The organism is Cytobacillus luteolus (assembly GCF_017873715.1).
GTDB classification, from domain to species: domain Bacteria; phylum Bacillota; class Bacilli; order Bacillales; family Bacillaceae_L; genus Bacillus_BV; species Bacillus_BV luteola.
In genome coordinates this window covers 128319-144324 of the sequence record NZ_JAGGKM010000007.1, presented here as the reverse complement: position 1 = coordinate 144324, position 16006 = coordinate 128319, and the positions used below count along the sequence as shown (strand labels likewise).

At 37.0% G+C, this 16006-nt stretch carries 15 protein-coding genes; 5 read left to right on the top strand and 10 right to left on the bottom strand.

The genetic code is table 11. The annotated features are described in order from the left end of the window. Nucleotides 1-25 precede the first annotated feature (25 nt). The gene (gene pflA / locus J2Z26_RS18720) at nt 26-748 is read left to right on the top strand and encodes a pyruvate formate-lyase-activating protein (RefSeq protein ID WP_193535177.1); all 723 of its coding nucleotides are present in this window, start codon (nt 26-28) and stop codon (nt 746-748) included. A gap of 135 nt (nt 749-883) precedes the next feature. Here pflA and J2Z26_RS18715 read toward each other — a convergent pair whose 3' ends face one another. After that, nucleotides 884-1156, bottom strand: coding sequence for an HU family DNA-binding protein (locus tag J2Z26_RS18715; RefSeq protein WP_193470794.1), 273 nt, complete (start codon nt 1154-1156; stop codon nt 884-886). A 270-nt stretch (nt 1157-1426) separates the two neighbouring features. On the opposite strand from J2Z26_RS18715, the gene J2Z26_RS18710 reads away from it, so the two are divergent. Continuing rightward, nucleotides 1427-1699: an alpha/beta-type small acid-soluble spore protein gene (locus J2Z26_RS18710; RefSeq protein WP_193535274.1), complete on the top strand. Its 273-nt coding sequence runs from the start codon at nt 1427-1429 to the stop codon at nt 1697-1699. Between the two features lie 130 nt (nt 1700-1829). Next, entirely contained in the window at nt 1830-3323 is a 1494-nt protein-coding gene (locus J2Z26_RS18705; protein WP_193535275.1) for a glycine betaine uptake BCCT transporter, read from the top strand. 44 nt (nt 3324-3367) lie between these two features. Here J2Z26_RS18705 and J2Z26_RS18700 read toward each other — a convergent pair whose 3' ends face one another. After that, nucleotides 3368-3820: a GNAT family N-acetyltransferase gene (locus J2Z26_RS18700; protein WP_193535276.1), complete on the bottom strand. Its 453-nt coding sequence runs from the start codon at nt 3818-3820 to the stop codon at nt 3368-3370. A 122-nt stretch (nt 3821-3942) separates the two neighbouring features. Between J2Z26_RS18700 and J2Z26_RS18695 the strand changes: the two genes are divergently transcribed. Next, on the top strand, nt 3943-4092 hold the full coding sequence (locus J2Z26_RS18695) for a hypothetical protein (RefSeq protein WP_193535277.1): 150 nt from the start codon (nt 3943-3945) through the stop codon (nt 4090-4092). Between the two features lie 34 nt (nt 4093-4126). Here the strand turns inward: J2Z26_RS18695 and J2Z26_RS18690 are convergent, their stop codons facing one another. The 6 genes from J2Z26_RS18690 to J2Z26_RS18665 form a co-directional block, all read right to left on the bottom strand. Beyond that, nucleotides 4127-4918: a GNAT family N-acetyltransferase gene (locus J2Z26_RS18690; RefSeq protein ID WP_193535278.1), complete on the bottom strand. Its 792-nt coding sequence runs from the start codon at nt 4916-4918 to the stop codon at nt 4127-4129. Nucleotides 4919-4942: 24 nt separating this feature from the next. Continuing rightward, the gene (locus tag J2Z26_RS18685) at nt 4943-5425 is read right to left on the bottom strand and encodes a DinB family protein (protein ID WP_193535279.1); all 483 of its coding nucleotides are present in this window, start codon (nt 5423-5425) and stop codon (nt 4943-4945) included. Nucleotides 5426-5530: 105 nt separating this feature from the next. Continuing rightward, nucleotides 5531-7726, bottom strand: coding sequence for a DNA topoisomerase III (locus J2Z26_RS18680; RefSeq protein ID WP_193535280.1), 2196 nt, complete (start codon nt 7724-7726; stop codon nt 5531-5533). Between the two features lie 89 nt (nt 7727-7815). Beyond that, a complete protein-coding gene (locus J2Z26_RS18675; protein ID WP_193535281.1) occupies nt 7816-9273 on the bottom strand; it encodes a DEAD/DEAH box helicase in 1458 nt (485 codons plus the stop codon). Nucleotides 9274-9430: 157 nt separating this feature from the next. Beyond that, nucleotides 9431-11278 carry a diguanylate cyclase gene (locus tag J2Z26_RS18670; RefSeq protein WP_193535282.1) on the bottom strand — a complete coding sequence of 616 codons (1848 nt, stop codon included), beginning with the start codon at nt 11276-11278 and terminating at the stop codon, nt 9431-9433. Nucleotides 11279-11299: 21 nt separating this feature from the next. Further along, entirely contained in the window at nt 11300-11707 is a 408-nt protein-coding gene (locus J2Z26_RS18665) for a hypothetical protein (RefSeq protein ID WP_193535284.1), read from the bottom strand. A gap of 204 nt (nt 11708-11911) precedes the next feature. On the opposite strand from J2Z26_RS18665, the gene J2Z26_RS18660 reads away from it, so the two are divergent. Beyond that, nucleotides 11912-13441 (top strand): FAD-dependent oxidoreductase, encoded by a 1530-nt coding sequence (locus J2Z26_RS18660; RefSeq protein WP_193535285.1) that lies wholly within the window; start codon nt 11912-11914, stop codon nt 13439-13441. 59 nt (nt 13442-13500) lie between these two features. Here the strand turns inward: J2Z26_RS18660 and J2Z26_RS18655 are convergent, their stop codons facing one another. Next, nucleotides 13501-15168 (bottom strand): glycoside hydrolase family 13 protein, encoded by a 1668-nt coding sequence (locus tag J2Z26_RS18655; RefSeq protein ID WP_193535287.1) that lies wholly within the window; start codon nt 15166-15168, stop codon nt 13501-13503. A gap of 267 nt (nt 15169-15435) precedes the next feature. Next, the gene (locus tag J2Z26_RS18650; protein ID WP_193535289.1) at nt 15436-16005 is read right to left on the bottom strand and encodes a TetR/AcrR family transcriptional regulator; all 570 of its coding nucleotides are present in this window, start codon (nt 16003-16005) and stop codon (nt 15436-15438) included. Between the last annotated feature and the right edge of the window lies 1 nt (nt 16006).

Sequence of the window (16006 nt, the reverse complement as noted above, 5' to 3'; positions counted from 1 at the left end):
ATGCTGCTAATGGGGGGTTTCTACCATGAAAGGTTACATTCATTCAATTGAGTCCTGTGGTACCGTTGATGGACCAGGATTAAGATATATTGTTTTTACTCAAGGCTGTTTATTAAGATGCCAGTTTTGCCATAACCCCGATACATGGGGAATCGGAAAAGGCAAAGAAATAAGTGTAGAAGAAATTATTGATGATTTAAAATCATATCTACCATTTATCAAAGCGTCTAATGGGGGAATTACGGTTAGTGGTGGTGAGCCATTATTGCAGTTAGATTTCTTGTATGAGCTTTTTACAGAATGTAAAAAGCTTGGCATCCATACTACCATTGATAGCTCTGGCGGATGTTATAGTCATGATGAAGAGTTCCAAAAGAAGCTTCTAAAGGTATTAGAAGTAACAGATCTAATTCTATTGGACATAAAACATATTAATAGTCAAAAGCATCTTAAGCTAACTGGTAAACCGAATGAGCACATTCTAGAGTTTGCACAACTCCTTTCAGAACTTAAAAAACCTATTTGGATTCGTCATGTACTCGTTCCTGGTATCACCGATGATCCAGAAGATTTAAAAGAACTTAAAGGCTTTATTAATCAATTATCAAATGTAGATAAAATTGAAATACTTCCTTATCACAAGCTAGGAGTGTATAAATGGCAAGCACTAGGCCTACGCTATCCACTTGAAGGAGTAGAACCACCAACTCCAGAATCGATACAAATGGCATCAGACATCCTTTTATAACAATTGTGACAACTGGGGCCTGACCCCCGGCGCGTTAAAGCTTTAACGCACCGGGGGTCAGGCCCCAAAATAGGCAAAAAATAAAACCCCCAAACAGGGGGTTTTTGATTTATTGTACTTGCTTTGTGTTTTTTATTAGTTTACTGCGTCTTTAAGTGCTTTACCTGGTTTGAACGCAGGTACTTTGCTAGCAGCGATTTCGATTTCTTCACCAGTTTGTGGGTTGCGGCCTTTACGAGCTGCACGCTCACGAACTTCAAAGTTTCCAAAACCGATTAGTTGTACTTTATCTCCGCCTTTAAGGGCATCTTGGATTGCATCGAAAACTGCGTCTACAGCTTTAGTAGCATCCTTTTTTGAAAGTTCACTAGCTTCAGCAACTGCATTTACTAATTCTGTTTTGTTCATCTTATCGTTCTCCTCTCAATTTTAACACATATTCTTTTTACCATGATTTTCACATAATAGCAATAGTTACTTGATTTCAACCCTACTAATCTGGTTGCTTTATAGTTCACATAAATAGATTAACCAAAAATAACCGATTTTAAAACACAAAATATGAAAAATATGCAATTTTTTTGTGGTTATTTATATATTTTTCAACAATAAGGGCACTCTATGAGCAAATTGATAGGATTACCATACTAGAAATAAAAAAAGATGGAGTGATCATTAATGGCTAAGAGAAGAAATCGTCTGCTTGTTCCTGAGGCAAGAGAGGAAGTAGATAGACTTAAAGCGCGTGTGTTGAAGGAAAAGGGCTATTCAGTAATCGAGCCTAATCAAGTTAAATTTGAGGTGGCAAATGAACTTGGTGTTCCTCTGAACGATAAATACAATGGGTCACTAACTTCTAAGCAGGCTGGTAAGGTCGGTGGCGAAATTGGTGGAAGCATGGTAAAGGAAATGATAAAAATGGCACAGCAACGTCTTTCAGATAAGCAATGACAAGGGGAGAGCCCCCGTCATACCTGAGACTAGATGCCTCCTTTTGCCCTTCTCTGTTTTCAAATTTAATAAGTGAAGACACATAAAATGATTGTTAAATTCAAACACTCTATTAAGAAGGAGGGCGAATATGAAAAAGGTTACATCTGTTTTTTGGATATCGTTAGTTATCGCAGTTCTATTTGTGTTATGGGGGGTTATTTTTCCTGATCACCTGACAGAAGTCATGAATAGAGCACAGAAATTTTTCATGGTTAGCTTCGGCTGGTTTTATCAACTTACAGCAACATTCTTTTTGATTTTTGCTCTATTTTTAATCTTTAGTCCTTACGGAAAAATTAAGCTTGGAAAGGATGAAGATAAGCCAGAATTTAAATATCCAACTTGGTTTGCAATGCTATTTAGCGCGGGTATGGGTATTGGATTATTGTTCTTTGGCGTATCTGAACCAATCTCTCACTTTACAAATCCACCTTCTGCAGTCCCGGGTACAGGAGCAGCAGCCCGAGAAGCAATGCGTTTTACCTATCTCCACTGGGGATTTCACGCCTGGGCAATATATGCAACCATTGCCTTAGCTTTAGCCTATTACAAATTTAGAAAAGATTTACCAGGGTTAATGAGTGCTACACTTTATCCTTTACTTGGCGACCGTGTAAAAGGCCCTATCGGGATCGCTATTGACGTTGTTGCAGTTTTCGCGACAATTTTTGGTGTTGCCGCTTCTTTAGGTCTAGGTTCTCAACAAATTAATGGAGGATTAAGTTATTTAACAGGTATTCCAAATACATTCAGCATACAGCTACTTATTATAGCGGTCATTACAATATTATTTATGGCCTCTGCTGGAACTGGTATTAAGAGGGGAATTAAATATTTAAGTAATGCAAACTTGATATTGGCAGTACTCTTATTTTTCATCATGCTTTTTATGGGACCTACCGTGTTTCTTTTAGATTTGTTTACGACTACATTTGGAGGTTATATTCAAAATCTACCGAGTATGGGATTGCGACTTTCTCCATTTAATGAAGAAAGGGCGGCATGGACGCAAGGCTGGACCATCTTTTACTGGGCATGGTGGATTGCTTGGGCTCCTTTTGTAGGTACTTTTATCGCTCGCGTTTCAAAAGGAAGAACTGTTAGAGAGTTTGTTATCGCAGTGCTTGTGATTCCTACGATTGTTTGTACAATCTGGTTCGCAGTATTTGGCGGAACTGCAATCTATTTTGATTTTAATTTTGATACAAACATTGCTGCTCAAAGTCTAGAGACAGCACTCTTCTATGTTTATGAGCAATTACCACTTACTCTTGTTTTAACAATCATTACTTTATTTTTAATTACAACTTTCTTTATCACATCTGCTGATTCCGCCACATTCGTTTTAGGGATGATGACAACAAATGGTGATATAAATCCAGCTAACATGGTGAAATATACATGGGGGATTATTCTTGCACTATCAGCAGTTGTGTTAATGATTTCTGGTGGTCTTGCTGCAATGCAAACAGCTATCATTGTAAGTGCCTTTCCACTAGCAATTGTCGTTATATTAACCTCAATTGCACTACTTAAAAGCTTCAAGAAAGAGTCTAAAGAAGCAAAGACTGCTACAAAGTAAAGTAAAAAACTTGGATACCTAGGTGTGTATCCAAGTTTTTCTTTTTAAAGTGTCAAAAAGTAATGAAAGTACTCTTCATCCTTCTTATATCCTAATGATTCATAAAGTTGTTGTGCACCATGATTATCAGGAGCAGTTTCTAAGGAAATTCCTTTTGCTTTTGTATCCTTACCAAATTCATGGGCAGCAAGCATTAATTCCTTAGCAATTCCGTTTCTTCTTGCAGAAGAAGCTACAAACAAGTCATTTAATATCCAAACTTTTTTCATTGAAACAGATGAAAAAGAAGGATATAGCTGTGTAAATCCGTATGATTCTGTTTTATCTTCATTACATGCAAGAAAGATGACAGATTCATTGTTTGTTAACCGAGTTTTGATGTATTCTCCTGCACCCTCTTCATCGGATGCTTGATCATAAAACACTCGATACTCGTTAAATAATGGAGCAACTAAATGTACATCCTCAACACTTGCTCTTTTTATAAAAAATTCCATTTTGCACCTCTTTATAAAGTTAGTTATAACAACATTCACCAAGGACGTTCAAATTCCTTCACATAGCTAAATAAAAGTTCGGAAATACTTTAACTATGACTCTTACTTGGAGGTGGTATTTCATGAATGAGAAAGAAAACAGAGTCGGCCAATCAAACCACGATCAATACAAGGTTGTGAAAGGTCCGAAGGCTAAAGAATCTGGTTATGAAGTTAGTTATGAATACACAACAGGAAATGAAACTGGAACTAACAGCAAAAATAAGCAGTAAAAGGTTATGTACCTTTTACTGCTTATTCTAATCATTATTCCCCTTTATGAATAGCCTTGATTGCTTTTCCTTCCAGGAATGCATGACCGAAGTGATAGTGTCCAACTGTGTCAAACCCATGTCGTGAATAGATTTTTTCTACTTGTTCATTAATCGGATAAACCCATAGATTTTCAAAATCCTTGGCTGAAGTTAGCTTTTGAATATAAAAGATTAGATGATTAATCAACCCTTTACCACGATACTCTTTAATCGTTGCTACACTTTCAAGTTGCAGGTGCTTCCCATGGATAAATAAACAGGCTGTTGCAACAGGAATCCCTTTATATTTTAGTAAGAAATGCTCGTAAGCTGATGATTTATATTCAAATTCAAAGGCTTTTTCTCTTACTTCCTTACCTCCAAATTCAGTGATTGCACACTCAACTTTTAACGCATCTGGATAATTAGATTCGTCAACAACTTCAATCTTAATTTCTGGAATTTCTTCTAGTTCAATTAGTTTTCCATTCCATAATTGGATTGCATTTTTAAATGTCTCGAATTGCCAGCCTTTGGCTAGTAGAAATTCTATAATGGCTTCACATTCTTCTACATTATAAATATAGTATCGTGGTGGAAGGTGTCTACTCCGGAAAAATCCTAGGACTTGGTTGTACACTACTTCCGGTTGAACAGGACTTTTATTTAAATGAGCATGATTTGCATCATAATGTAATGGGTTCTCTTCGTTATAGAATAAATAACCCCATTCTTTCTCAATCATATTCGAGAACGTTTTCTTATAGGCAATACTTTGCTCCTGAACATACTGCATACTAACCATTGCCATAGCTCCCTTATAATTTACTTATTTTAAAACACCTTGTAACTGCCTCTTGTGGTGAAGGTCATGCTCGATGAATTCTTGAATGATATAAATCAAAGAGTATGGCTCTCCTGTGTGAGGACAGTGAGTATGGCCGCCTACCGGTAAGCTTTTAGTTATCACTTCTTCTGGCATATCCTTTAACACCTGAACTAAATGATTTCTTGTTAGGATAACTTCATCTAGTAAATCATCTTTTGAAATACCTGACGTTGCATAACTAGAAGCCAACTTATTAAAAGATTCAAATTCCGGAAACCCAAAAGGCTCACCATCTTTAACTAATGGAACGACAGTAGCTATTATATAGTTATCCCAATTCATAAAGTGTGAAATCATTTCACGAACAGACCATTTCCCTTCAGCAATAGGCTTTATCCATTCTTCATTCGATAATTCTTTTAATGAAATTAACCACTTCGAAAACTCTCCATAACTAGTAATTACAGCCTTTGTATCTCTCATTCTATCTTCCCCTTTTGACTAAGTAATTTAACACTCTAAAGCGCCGGGGGCCTAACCCCCGGTGATTTAACGCGTTACAGCGGTGGGGGTCAGGCCCCACTGGACTTATTTGTCTAGTTTTAGTTTGGCTAGTGCGTCTGCTAGGGCTGAGTTGGCAAAGTCGTTTTCTTTTTGTTGTTGTTTCATAAAGTTGTTAACGTCTCGTTTGGACACTTTTGTATTCTTATCTTTCTTCTTACGTTCATTAAAGGTAGAGAGCTTTTCTCTGTGTCCACATTTACACGTAAAAGTTTGCCCCTCTCCTTCACCACGAAGCTCTAATCGTTTATGGCAATTCGGACATCTAGCATTTGTAACTTTTGCTATGTTTTTGCGGTGACCACATTCCCGATCCTGGCAAACAAGCATTTTGCCTTTTTTCCCATTCACTTCAAGCATAAGCTTCCCACAATCCGGACATTTAGTTCCTGTCACGTTATCATGCTTAAACTTTTTATCACTATACTTTATTTCAGAGACAACTTTTTTTGTATATCCCTTCATCTCTGTGATAAAAGCATCTTTGCGAAGAGCACCTTTTGAAATAGCTGATAGCTTTTGCTCCCATTCAGCTGTTAAAGTCGGCGATTTTAAATCTTCGGGTACTAAATCTAAAAGTTGCTTACCTTTAGATGTTAGCCAAATTTCTTTACCCTTCTTCTCTATTAAAAAGCTATTAAATAATTTCTCAATGATGTCTGCTCTTGTAGCTACTGTTCCAAGCCCACTTGTTTCAGAAATCGTTTTTAGCAGCTCTTTGTTATTTGTATTCATGTATTTTACCGGGTTCTCCATGGCTGAGAGTAAACTAGCCTCATTAAATCGTCTTGGCGGTTGTGTCTCACCTGTCGTTTGACGAATCGTTTTAATCTCTAACCAGTCACCTTTTGAAATACTAGGAAGTAATTGCTCCTTAACATCCTCTTGTTCGTCATCTTCATCCGTATAATTTTCATAAACTTCTTTCCATCCGTTCGATAAGACAACCTTCCCCTTTGCTGTAAACATTTGGTCTCCAACTTTCACTGTAAGGGTTGTTTGTTCATATTCAAACGGTGGAAAAAGTACAGCTAAAAATCTTTTTACAACCAGATCATAGATTTTTCTTTCTTTATCACTCAAGGAACTAAGAATCGCATGCTGTTCAGTTGGAATGATGGCATGGTGATCTGTTACCTTACTATCATCTACAAAGGACTTATTACCTTTAATCGGTTGACGAAGTAGCTTTGCTGCAAACTCCTTATAAGGACTAATACGACATGCCTCTATTCGATCTTTTAACGTATCCACAATATCAGAAGAGAGAAAACGTGAATCTGTTCTAGGATAAGTTAAAACCTTATGCTGCTCATATAATTTTTGCATAATTGATAACGTTTCTTTTGCTGAGTACCCAAATATTTTGTTCGCATCTCTTTGAAGCTCTGTTAAATCATAAAGTTGTGGAGCGTAGCTTTTCTTGTAGCTTTTATTTACGTCTACTACGTCAGCCTTCTTCCCTTTTAAGCTCCCAATAATTTCATCTGATTTAGCTTTATCAAAAAGTCGACTATTTTTTGTTTTCGCATCCTGCCAAGTAAGCTTTAATCCCTGATTATTCTCAAGCATAATTCCATAGTATGTACGAGGTGAAAAGTTTCGTATTTCTTCTTCCCTTGTTTCAATGATTGCTAATGTTGGCGTTTGTACTCTACCAGCAGAGAGTTGAGCATTATATCTAGTTGTTAGGGCACGGGTAGCGTTCATTCCTACATACCAATCCGCCTCTGACCTCGCTACTGCTGATGCATAAAGGTTTTCGTATTGTTTTCCGTCTCGTAAGTTTTTAAAGCCATCCTTAATTGCTTTATCCGTTACAGACGAAATCCATAGTCGCTTAACCGGCTTTTTCACCAGGGCTTTTTCAAGGATCCATCTAGCAACAAGCTCTCCTTCACGACCTGCATCAGTTGCTATAATAATTTCTTGAACGTCTTTCCTAGTTAGTTGAGATTTCACAGCTTGATATTGTTTACCAGTTTGCTTGATAACAACTAGCTTTAGGTGATTAGGAAGCATAGGTAAATCTTCTATTTTCCAGGACTTATATTTTTCATCATAAGTTTCTGGGTCAGCCAAAGTAACTAGATGACCTAGTGCCCAAGTTACAATATACTTCTCTCCTTCAAAAAATCCATTTCCTTTTTTGTTACACTGTAAAACCCTCGCAATATCACGGGCAACTGAGGGTTTTTCAGCTAATACAACTGCTTTACTCATAAAAACATCCTTTCAAAAATAACACTTCAAATATGAAGTTTCCTCTTAGTCACTATTAAACATTATACTACTTACTCACTTGAATTAGTCTATTTCGAGCGTGAACGTCCCCGACCTTGAGTTCCACTTTGCCCTGAAGATCTCCCTTTAGATGAACGACCCATGACTGATTGACTTCGTGAACCTGTTCTTGAACTTCTTCCACTGTCTGGTCTTTTTGATTCCGATCTAGAAGTTCTTGTACTGTTTTCGTTAGATGCTCGATCAGATCTTTTATCTCTTCCCTCTTCCTTTGAGCTAGGTCTAGCCTGTCTGGTTGATTTTTTCTGCCTATCATTACTTTGTCTATTGAATGATCGCTTTCTATCTCCCTCTTTGGCACTCCCTCTCTTCTCAAATTCGTCTCTAGTTTCATTTGATAGACGTCCGTTCTCTAATTCTACGCTTTGCTTATCTAGAGTAATTTTAATTTCTTTTTCAATCATCGTTAGATAATTTCGGTCCTTAGGTGCAACAAAAGTTACTGCTACTCCCTCTTCACCTGCTCTACCGGTACGGCCAATACGATGAATGTAGCTTTCCACATCTTCTGGAATATCGTAATTAAATACATGTGTAACTCCTGTCACGTCTAAGCCACGTGCAGCAACATCGGTTGCAACTAAATACTGCATCCCAGCTTCTCTAAAACGCTTCATTACTTGTTCACGCTTCGCCTGTGAAAGGTCACCATGCAATTCATCTGAATTATAACCATTAGCCTTCATGGCTTCATTTAACACACCAACTCTTCTTTTCGTACGACAGAAAATAATCGCTAGAAACGGCTGATACTCGTCTAACATCTTAAATAATGCTGCCTGCTTCGCGCGGTCTGTTGTTTCAATCACTAGTTGTTTAATTCCTGATACCGTTAACTGCTTTGCTTTGACTTTTATATCGATTGGATCCTTCATATATCGCTTTGCAAGTGACTTCACTTGGTCAGACATTGTTGCAGAGAATAGAAGCGTTTGTCTCGTTGATAGCGTTTCGTATATAATCTCCTCTACCTCAGGTAAAAAGCCCATATGCAACATTTGATCAGCTTCATCTATTACTAAAGTTGACACTGTAGATAAGTCCACTGTATCCCTACGTATATGGTCTAAAAGTCTACCAGGTGTTGCAATGACAATTTGAATTCCTCTCGTTAATTTTTTTACCTGGCGATCTACATCTTGACCACCATAGACAGCAAGAATATGTATGTCCTCCATTTTTTCCAGCAACTTATTCACTTCAGCTGTTATTTGCAGAGCAAGCTCTCTTGTTGGTGTAACAATTAACGCCTGAACCTCTTTGTTTGCTGGATTAACCTTCTCTAAAATAGGTAGAATAAACGCCAACGTTTTACCTGTCCCTGTTTGGGCTTGCGCAATGACATCCTTCCCCTGAAGCACCTCCGGAATTGCTTGCTCCTGAATCGACGTTGGCTCCAAAATCCCACTCTTCTTTAAAACACGATCTAGTTCTTTTCTAATACCTAGCTCTAGAAAATTTTTCACTCAAAACACCTCATCATTTTTAAAATCCGACACAGTTGTAAAATACTCCTCATTATAGCATTTTCTACAAGTGTTAATATTATTTGCGGGAACCTAGACAGTTTTTCTATAAAAAAAAGGTGACTCAACTAATGAATCACCTCTTTCACTTCAAAGATTAACTTGTCATTTCCAATGATTGTCGATATAAATCATCAACAAGGGTTAGGAAAGTGTCTACAACCTCTTCATCAAACTGTGTTCCTTTCCCTTTGTTAAGCTCATTTATTGCTTTCTCAAGAGTCAATGGAGCCTTACGGTAAGGCCTTGCAGATGTCATCGAATGAAATGCATCAACCACCCCAATAATCCGAGCACCTAGTGGAATTTCATCTTTCCTTAATCCGTTCGGATAACCTGTCCCATCTGGTCTTTCATGATGATAAAGAACGTAAGGCAGAATATCTTTTAACTCTTCAACATTCGCTAGAATATTGTAACCAAGAACCGGATGTGTTTTCATGATATCAAACTCATCTTTAGTAAGGCGCCCTTCTTTATTTAACACAGAATCAGGGACCCCAATTTTACCTACATCATGTAACAGCCCTGCGATAGAAACACGGTGGACCTCTTCATCTTTTAAGCCCATACTACTCGCTACTGTAGCTGCATACCTGGAAACCATCTCAGAATGACTATGTGTATACGAGTCCTTTATCTCTACCGCTCTTGTTAATGAGAGTACTGTATTAAAGATCCATCGTTGGTCTACGAGTTTTCGTTGATACTCCTTGTTTGTAGCTATATTCATTTCACTTGCTAAAATCACCCGATTTTTCCCAAGTCCTTTTGCGGTATACATGGCCTGGTCAGCTAAATGAACAATATTTTCTTCATCGGTGTCATCAGGATATAATGCAATTCCAATACTTATTGTAATTGGCGTAAGAACACTTTTATTTCCATGGATTGAAACCTTATTTCGAATTTGGTCAGCTACCACTTTTGCCTTTTCACTATTCGTTGCCGGCATGATTACAACAAATTCTTCGCCACCATATCGACAAACAATATCAGTTGAACGAACATTATCAAGGATTAGGTTTGTAATTTCTTTTAAAACTTTATCACCATACATATGGCCTTCATTATCATTTAATTTCTTGAAATTATCTACATCGCAGAAAAGAAGGGCCATTGGCTCACTCGTTTTCTTAGAATCTTGAATGGACTCAGCTAACTTATGCTTAAAATAAGCACTGTTAAAGGCACCTGTTAAAGGATCGGTTATACTTTTATAGTACCTGTCCTCTAAGTTAACAACCATATCATTAAAAGCATGGGCGACTTCGTTAATCTCCTGACTCGCATTCAATTCAAGTTCTTCATAAGGCTTTCCTTGTTGAATGGTAAGAGCAGCCTCCCTAAGGGTCATTAACGGCCATACTAGTAAACGTCTAATGCTAAACCATAAAACAACTAATAATATGATACTTACTGCTAATCCTCCAACCATTGTAAAGAGAATTCTCTGATTTACTAGTTTCATATCATCTGTATTATCAAGTAATAGTTCAATTGCTCCTGTCACCACACCATCTTCTAACAGCGGCGATACAAGTCTCACTTTAAATACACCATTTTCTTCAAAGTGGGCAACCATTGTTTTTCCTTCATTAAAAGTTGGTGCTAAAACCTGCTCGGTATCGTTTCCAAGTTTACTACGATCTGTTGAGGCAGCTACTTGATGCTTACCCTCTATTGCTGTATAAAGATTTAATTCAAGGACTTTTTCTTCTCGGTGTTTAATATAATCAAAGGTTTGTTGAACATCATTAATAGACCTGTTTTCTTCATACCTTCCGTTAATTGCTGTTGTAATTCCTTTAAGTTGACTAACATACGTCTCTTTTACAGCATTTCTTAGGGTATGTGAGCCTTGAAGCACGATCGTTGAAATGGTAAGGATGATGACAATTGTAAATATGGATATAATCTTGGCTTGCAAACTTAGTTTTCTCAACACATTTCGCTCCTACTAGCTCTACTTAATCTCAAACTCTACTGTTTCAGTAACTCCATACGGTGTATGGTCATTGTTATGCAAGGATACTCGAACAACATATTGACCTTTCTCCAAGTTTTCCAGAACATAGGATTTTTGCTTCACACCTTGCTTTTCTCCATTATCTAAATAGAGATGAATATGTCCTTCACCATTCACTTTTTCAGAACCATAATTCTGTGCTGATATCTTCAAATCTGTATCGATCAAAACTGTGGCAGTATCACCATCTACTTTTATTTCAACCGCTAAGCGTGGCTTTACACTATCACTAGTCACATTTTCTTCTTCAACTATCACAAAATCAGTAGCTGAATTGTGACTACAGCCCATGAGACCAATTGATAGAAATACAACTAGTAATATTGAAGGATATACCCTTTTCATAAAACTTCCCCTTTATATGATATTCATTATGAATATTGTAATAATTCGGTTTCAATTATACTATTTTAACCATATGAAAAATAGTTAATTTAATATTAATAATTTATTGTTTATGGGTGTAATTGGAATTATCATACATCATCTACTGGTATTTGGGAATATTAACCGTTATATACTAGTTATTCTGGAAGGAGCAAGTATAATATGGATCAATCAGAGTCTAAGTTACCTCAAATGCCGGAACCTTATTGGAGGTCCTCCGTTGATTTACAATCATTCCCTAAGTTAACAAGTGATCAAAATGTTGATGTAGCCATTGTTGGTGGGGGAATAACAGGAATTACGGCGGCATACAAGCTTTCGAAAGAAGGAGTAAAAGTTGCCCTTATTGATGCTGGAACGATTTTAAATGGAACAACCGGACATACAACTGCAAAAATCACCTCTCAACATGGCCTTATTTATGACCAATTTATTAGTGACTTTGGAGAAGAAAATGCAAAGTTGTATTACGAATCCACTGCACAGGCCCTAGAATTTATTAGGGAAACAATTCATGAAAATAATATAGATTGTGACTTAACTGAAGAAGATGCTTATATTTATACAAATTCAGATGATTACATAAGTAAATTAGAAAAAGAATTCGCAGCCTATCAAAAGCTTGGTATTAATGGAGAGCTGCATGATAGCATTCCTCTTCCTTTTCTAAAAGTCAAAAGGGCATTATCAATAAAAAAACAAGCTCAGTATCATCCTTTAAAGTATTTAAACCACTTAACAAAAATAATCACAGACAATGGTGGAAGCATCTATGAAAACACAACTGCAGTAGATATAGAAAATGGACCAAAACCGACTGTCATTACGAGAGACGGATTCAAACTAAATTGTAACTATGTGATTGTTGCTTCCCATTTTCCCTTCAATGACTTTACAGGTGCTTATTTTGCAAGAATGTACGCTGACCGATCCTATATATTAGGTGTGACTGTAGAAGAAGAGTTCCCTGGTGGTATGTATTTGAGTGCTGAAAGTCCAACCAGATCACTTCGCTACACTGAAATGAATGGTGAAAAACTAATTTTAGTTAGTGGTGAAAGTCATAAAACAGGTCAAGGAATCAGCACGATAAAGCACTATGAAGCACTCGAACAGTTTTCAAAGGACACTTTCAAGGTAAAAGAGATTCCATATCGTTGGTCAGCACAAGACTACACTACATTAGATAAGTTACCTTATATCGGACATGCTACTTCTATTCACGAAAATATATTAATCGGAACGGGTTATTTTAAGTGGGGAATGACAAATGGTACAACAGCAGGTTTATTATTAAGTGACATCGTATTAAACCGAGAGAATCGATATAAAGATCTCTTTTCGCCACAACGTTTTAATGCTGATAAAAGCATCACGAAGTTCGTCTCTATTAATGCAGATGTAGCAAAGCATTTAATTAAAGGAAAGCTAGAAAACGGCAACAAAAGTCCAGAAGACTTAGCTGTTGGTGAAGGCTCTGTCGTTTCTGTTAATGGAAAAAGAGCAGGTGCTTTTAAAAATAATGATGGAGAGCTGTTTGTGGTAGATACCACTTGTACTCATATGGGCTGTGAGGTTGAATGGAATAGTGGAGATTGTACGTGGGATTGCCCATGTCACGGATCGAGATTCTCCTTTGAAGGAGAAGTTGTCGAAGGCCCGGCTAAGAAACCACTGAAGCGAATTGAATAAAGATAAAGAAGACTAGTCACATCAATTGCGACTAGTCTTTTTATGCTTTTACTATTCATTTATTTCAACAAATACACTCTTGCTTCATATGGCTTTAGAACAAATTCATCTAGATCTGATTTTGCACCTTCATAATTTGTTAGAAGTTCTTCTGCCTGATTAAATGTTAGGTTTTCTGGCACTTCAAATACATTCTTATACTCGCTGAAGTTACAAATCACTAAAGCTTTTTCATTTTCTAATGTACGTGTGTATGCAAACACGGACGGATGACTTTTCATCACAAGGTCAAAGGTACCATATTTAAATACTTCCTGCTCTTTTCTCAGTCTAATCATCTCTTTATAAAACGCTAAGATAGAGGTTTTGTCATTTAGTTGTTCTTCTACATTTATTGTTTCATAGTTCGGGTTAATGCCAATCCAGGTTTTGTCAGATGTAGTAAAGCCACCATTTTTTGAACGATCCCATTGCATTGGCGTACGAGAATTATCTCGACCCTTCTTCTGAATAATCTCCATCACTTCTTCATGAGAACGTCCTTTTCCTGTCTCAATGTGATAGTAATTTATCATACCAACATCATTATAATCTTCAATGTTCGGGAACGACACATTAGTCATACCAATTTCCTGACCTTGATAAATAAATGGTGTACCTTTCATTAAGAAATATAAGGCACCTAGCATTTTAGCACTTTCTTTCCAGTAAGTGCTATCAGAACCCCATGTAGAGACACTTCGCGGTTGGTCATGGTTTTCTAAGAATAGGGCATTCCAGCCTCTACCTTCTAATCCAACTTGCCACTTTTCTAATGTCTTCTTTAGTCCAACCACGTCTACCGCATGGTCTGTTCCTTTATCCCAAAGTCCTAAGTGTTCAAACTGAAAGATCATATTAAAATAACCTTCTTTTTCTCCCACCCATTTATCTGCATCTTCTAAACTAACTCCGTTTGCTTCACCAACAGTCATCACATCATAGTTTTTAATCGTCCTTTGTGAAAACTCTGTTAGGAACTCATCAATTCCATCTACATTCATCATATAATCGAAGCAAGGAACAACATCTAAATCTTTTGGATTCGGCATATCAGGAAGACCTGGCTCTTTTTTTATGTGAGAAATAGCATCTACCCTAAACCCATCAATTCCTTTATCTAACCACCAGTTGACCATATCATAAAGAGCTTCACGAACTTCTTTATTTTCCCAGTTTAAGTCAGGTTGACGAGTTGAGAAAATATGCATGAAGTATTGGTCGGTCTCGTCATCATACTTCCAAGCAGGACCACTAAAAATGGATTCCCAATTGTTTGGTTCTTTGCCATCTTTACCGTCTCTCCAAATGTACCAGTCACGTTTTGGGTTATCTTTAGAAGAACGTGACTCAATAAACCATGGATGTTCATCACTTGTATGATTAATAACAAGATCTAGGATTAGTTTCATTCCACGTTTATGAACTTCAGCTAATAGTTCATTGAAATCTTCCATTGTGCCAAACTCATCCATAATGTCTTGATAGTCACTAATATCGTAACCGTTATCATCATTAGGAGATTTGTACATTGGACAAATCCAAATAACATCAATTCCAAGATTCTTTATGTAATCTAACTTTTGCGTTACACCCTTTAAATCTCCGATACCATCTCCATTAGAATCCATAAAGCTACGTGGATAAATTTGATATGCTGTAGCCTCTTTCCACCAGTACTTACTCAAACTAATACACTCCTCTATAAACACTTATTTTATGTGCGTTGAGTCCTTTTAAATTACTTTGTGCAAACGTTTCCGCAATTAAGTAAAAAAAATATTTCTTACAGCCTATTTACATTATATAGTAATATTGCGAACTGAAAAGTAGATATTTTGTTACATTTCACCTTATATAGAATAACAGGTTTTTCCCATAAATAAAAGGAGACAATTTTGTCATTTATTGTCCCCTATATTCTTTTAGAATAATTGCACATTTGCTATAGCTCTCTAGCTTTTTTTCATTGTCTTAATACCTGCGAGAAAGGTATCAATCAGTAACTGAAGGCTTTTATCCAAGTCAAGAGGCAACCCGAATCCCCCTTTTTGCTCAAGGGAGGCAAATCCATGTAAAATACTTCGAAGGCCACGTACTGCATGAATGACGGCATCATCCTCTAAGTTATATGCTGTTAAAATTCTACTTGTTAGTTCCACAATACGGCCACCCGCTTTTTGGAGTTCCACACTCGAATCTGGAGCTTTTAAGGTTGCTTCATATAAACCAGGGTGGTTTCTTGCAAAAGATATATAAGCCATTCCGATTTCCCTAACCGCATCATCGCCTGATTTCCCTATGGCTGCATCCGCCATCTGCTGGTAAAGCTGCTCTAATCCATATAGTGCAATTTTTTCACGCAAACCTGTTAAGCCATCAATATGGTTATATAATGAGGGTGTTTTAATATTTAGCGTTTTTGCTAATGTAGCCAGTGTAACTGCTTCTAAGCCTTCTTTGTTCGCTATTTCTATTGCTGTGTTCATGATTGTTGTTACGTCCAAACCTACTCTTGGTGACATA

Bases quoted from the DNA above. Each gene is read 5' to 3' on its own strand.
- pflA (WP_193535177.1), top strand. From the start codon at position 26: ATGAAAGGTTACATTCATTCAATTGAGTCCTGTGGTACCGTTGATGGA.
- J2Z26_RS18715 (WP_193470794.1), bottom strand. From the start codon at position 1,156: ATGAACAAAACAGAATTAGTAAATGCAGTTGCTGAAGCTAGTGAACTT.
- J2Z26_RS18710 (WP_193535274.1), top strand. From the start codon at position 1,427: ATGGCTAAGAGAAGAAATCGTCTGCTTGTTCCTGAGGCAAGAGAGGAA.
- J2Z26_RS18705 (WP_193535275.1), top strand. From the start codon at position 1,830: ATGAAAAAGGTTACATCTGTTTTTTGGATATCGTTAGTTATCGCAGTT.
- J2Z26_RS18700 (WP_193535276.1), bottom strand. From the start codon at position 3,820: ATGGAATTTTTTATAAAAAGAGCAAGTGTTGAGGATGTACATTTAGTT.
- J2Z26_RS18695 (WP_193535277.1), top strand. From the start codon at position 3,943: ATGAATGAGAAAGAAAACAGAGTCGGCCAATCAAACCACGATCAATAC.
- J2Z26_RS18690 (WP_193535278.1), bottom strand. From the start codon at position 4,918: ATGGTTAGTATGCAGTATGTTCAGGAGCAAAGTATTGCCTATAAGAAA.
- J2Z26_RS18685 (WP_193535279.1), bottom strand. From the start codon at position 5,425: ATGAGAGATACAAAGGCTGTAATTACTAGTTATGGAGAGTTTTCGAAG.
- J2Z26_RS18680 (WP_193535280.1), bottom strand. From the start codon at position 7,726: ATGAGTAAAGCAGTTGTATTAGCTGAAAAACCCTCAGTTGCCCGTGAT.
- J2Z26_RS18665 (WP_193535284.1), bottom strand. From the start codon at position 11,707: ATGAAAAGGGTATATCCTTCAATATTACTAGTTGTATTTCTATCAATT.
- J2Z26_RS18660 (WP_193535285.1), top strand. From the start codon at position 11,912: ATGGATCAATCAGAGTCTAAGTTACCTCAAATGCCGGAACCTTATTGG.
- J2Z26_RS18650 (WP_193535289.1), bottom strand. From the start codon at position 16,005: ATGTCACCAAGAGTAGGTTTGGACGTAACAACAATCATGAACACAGCA.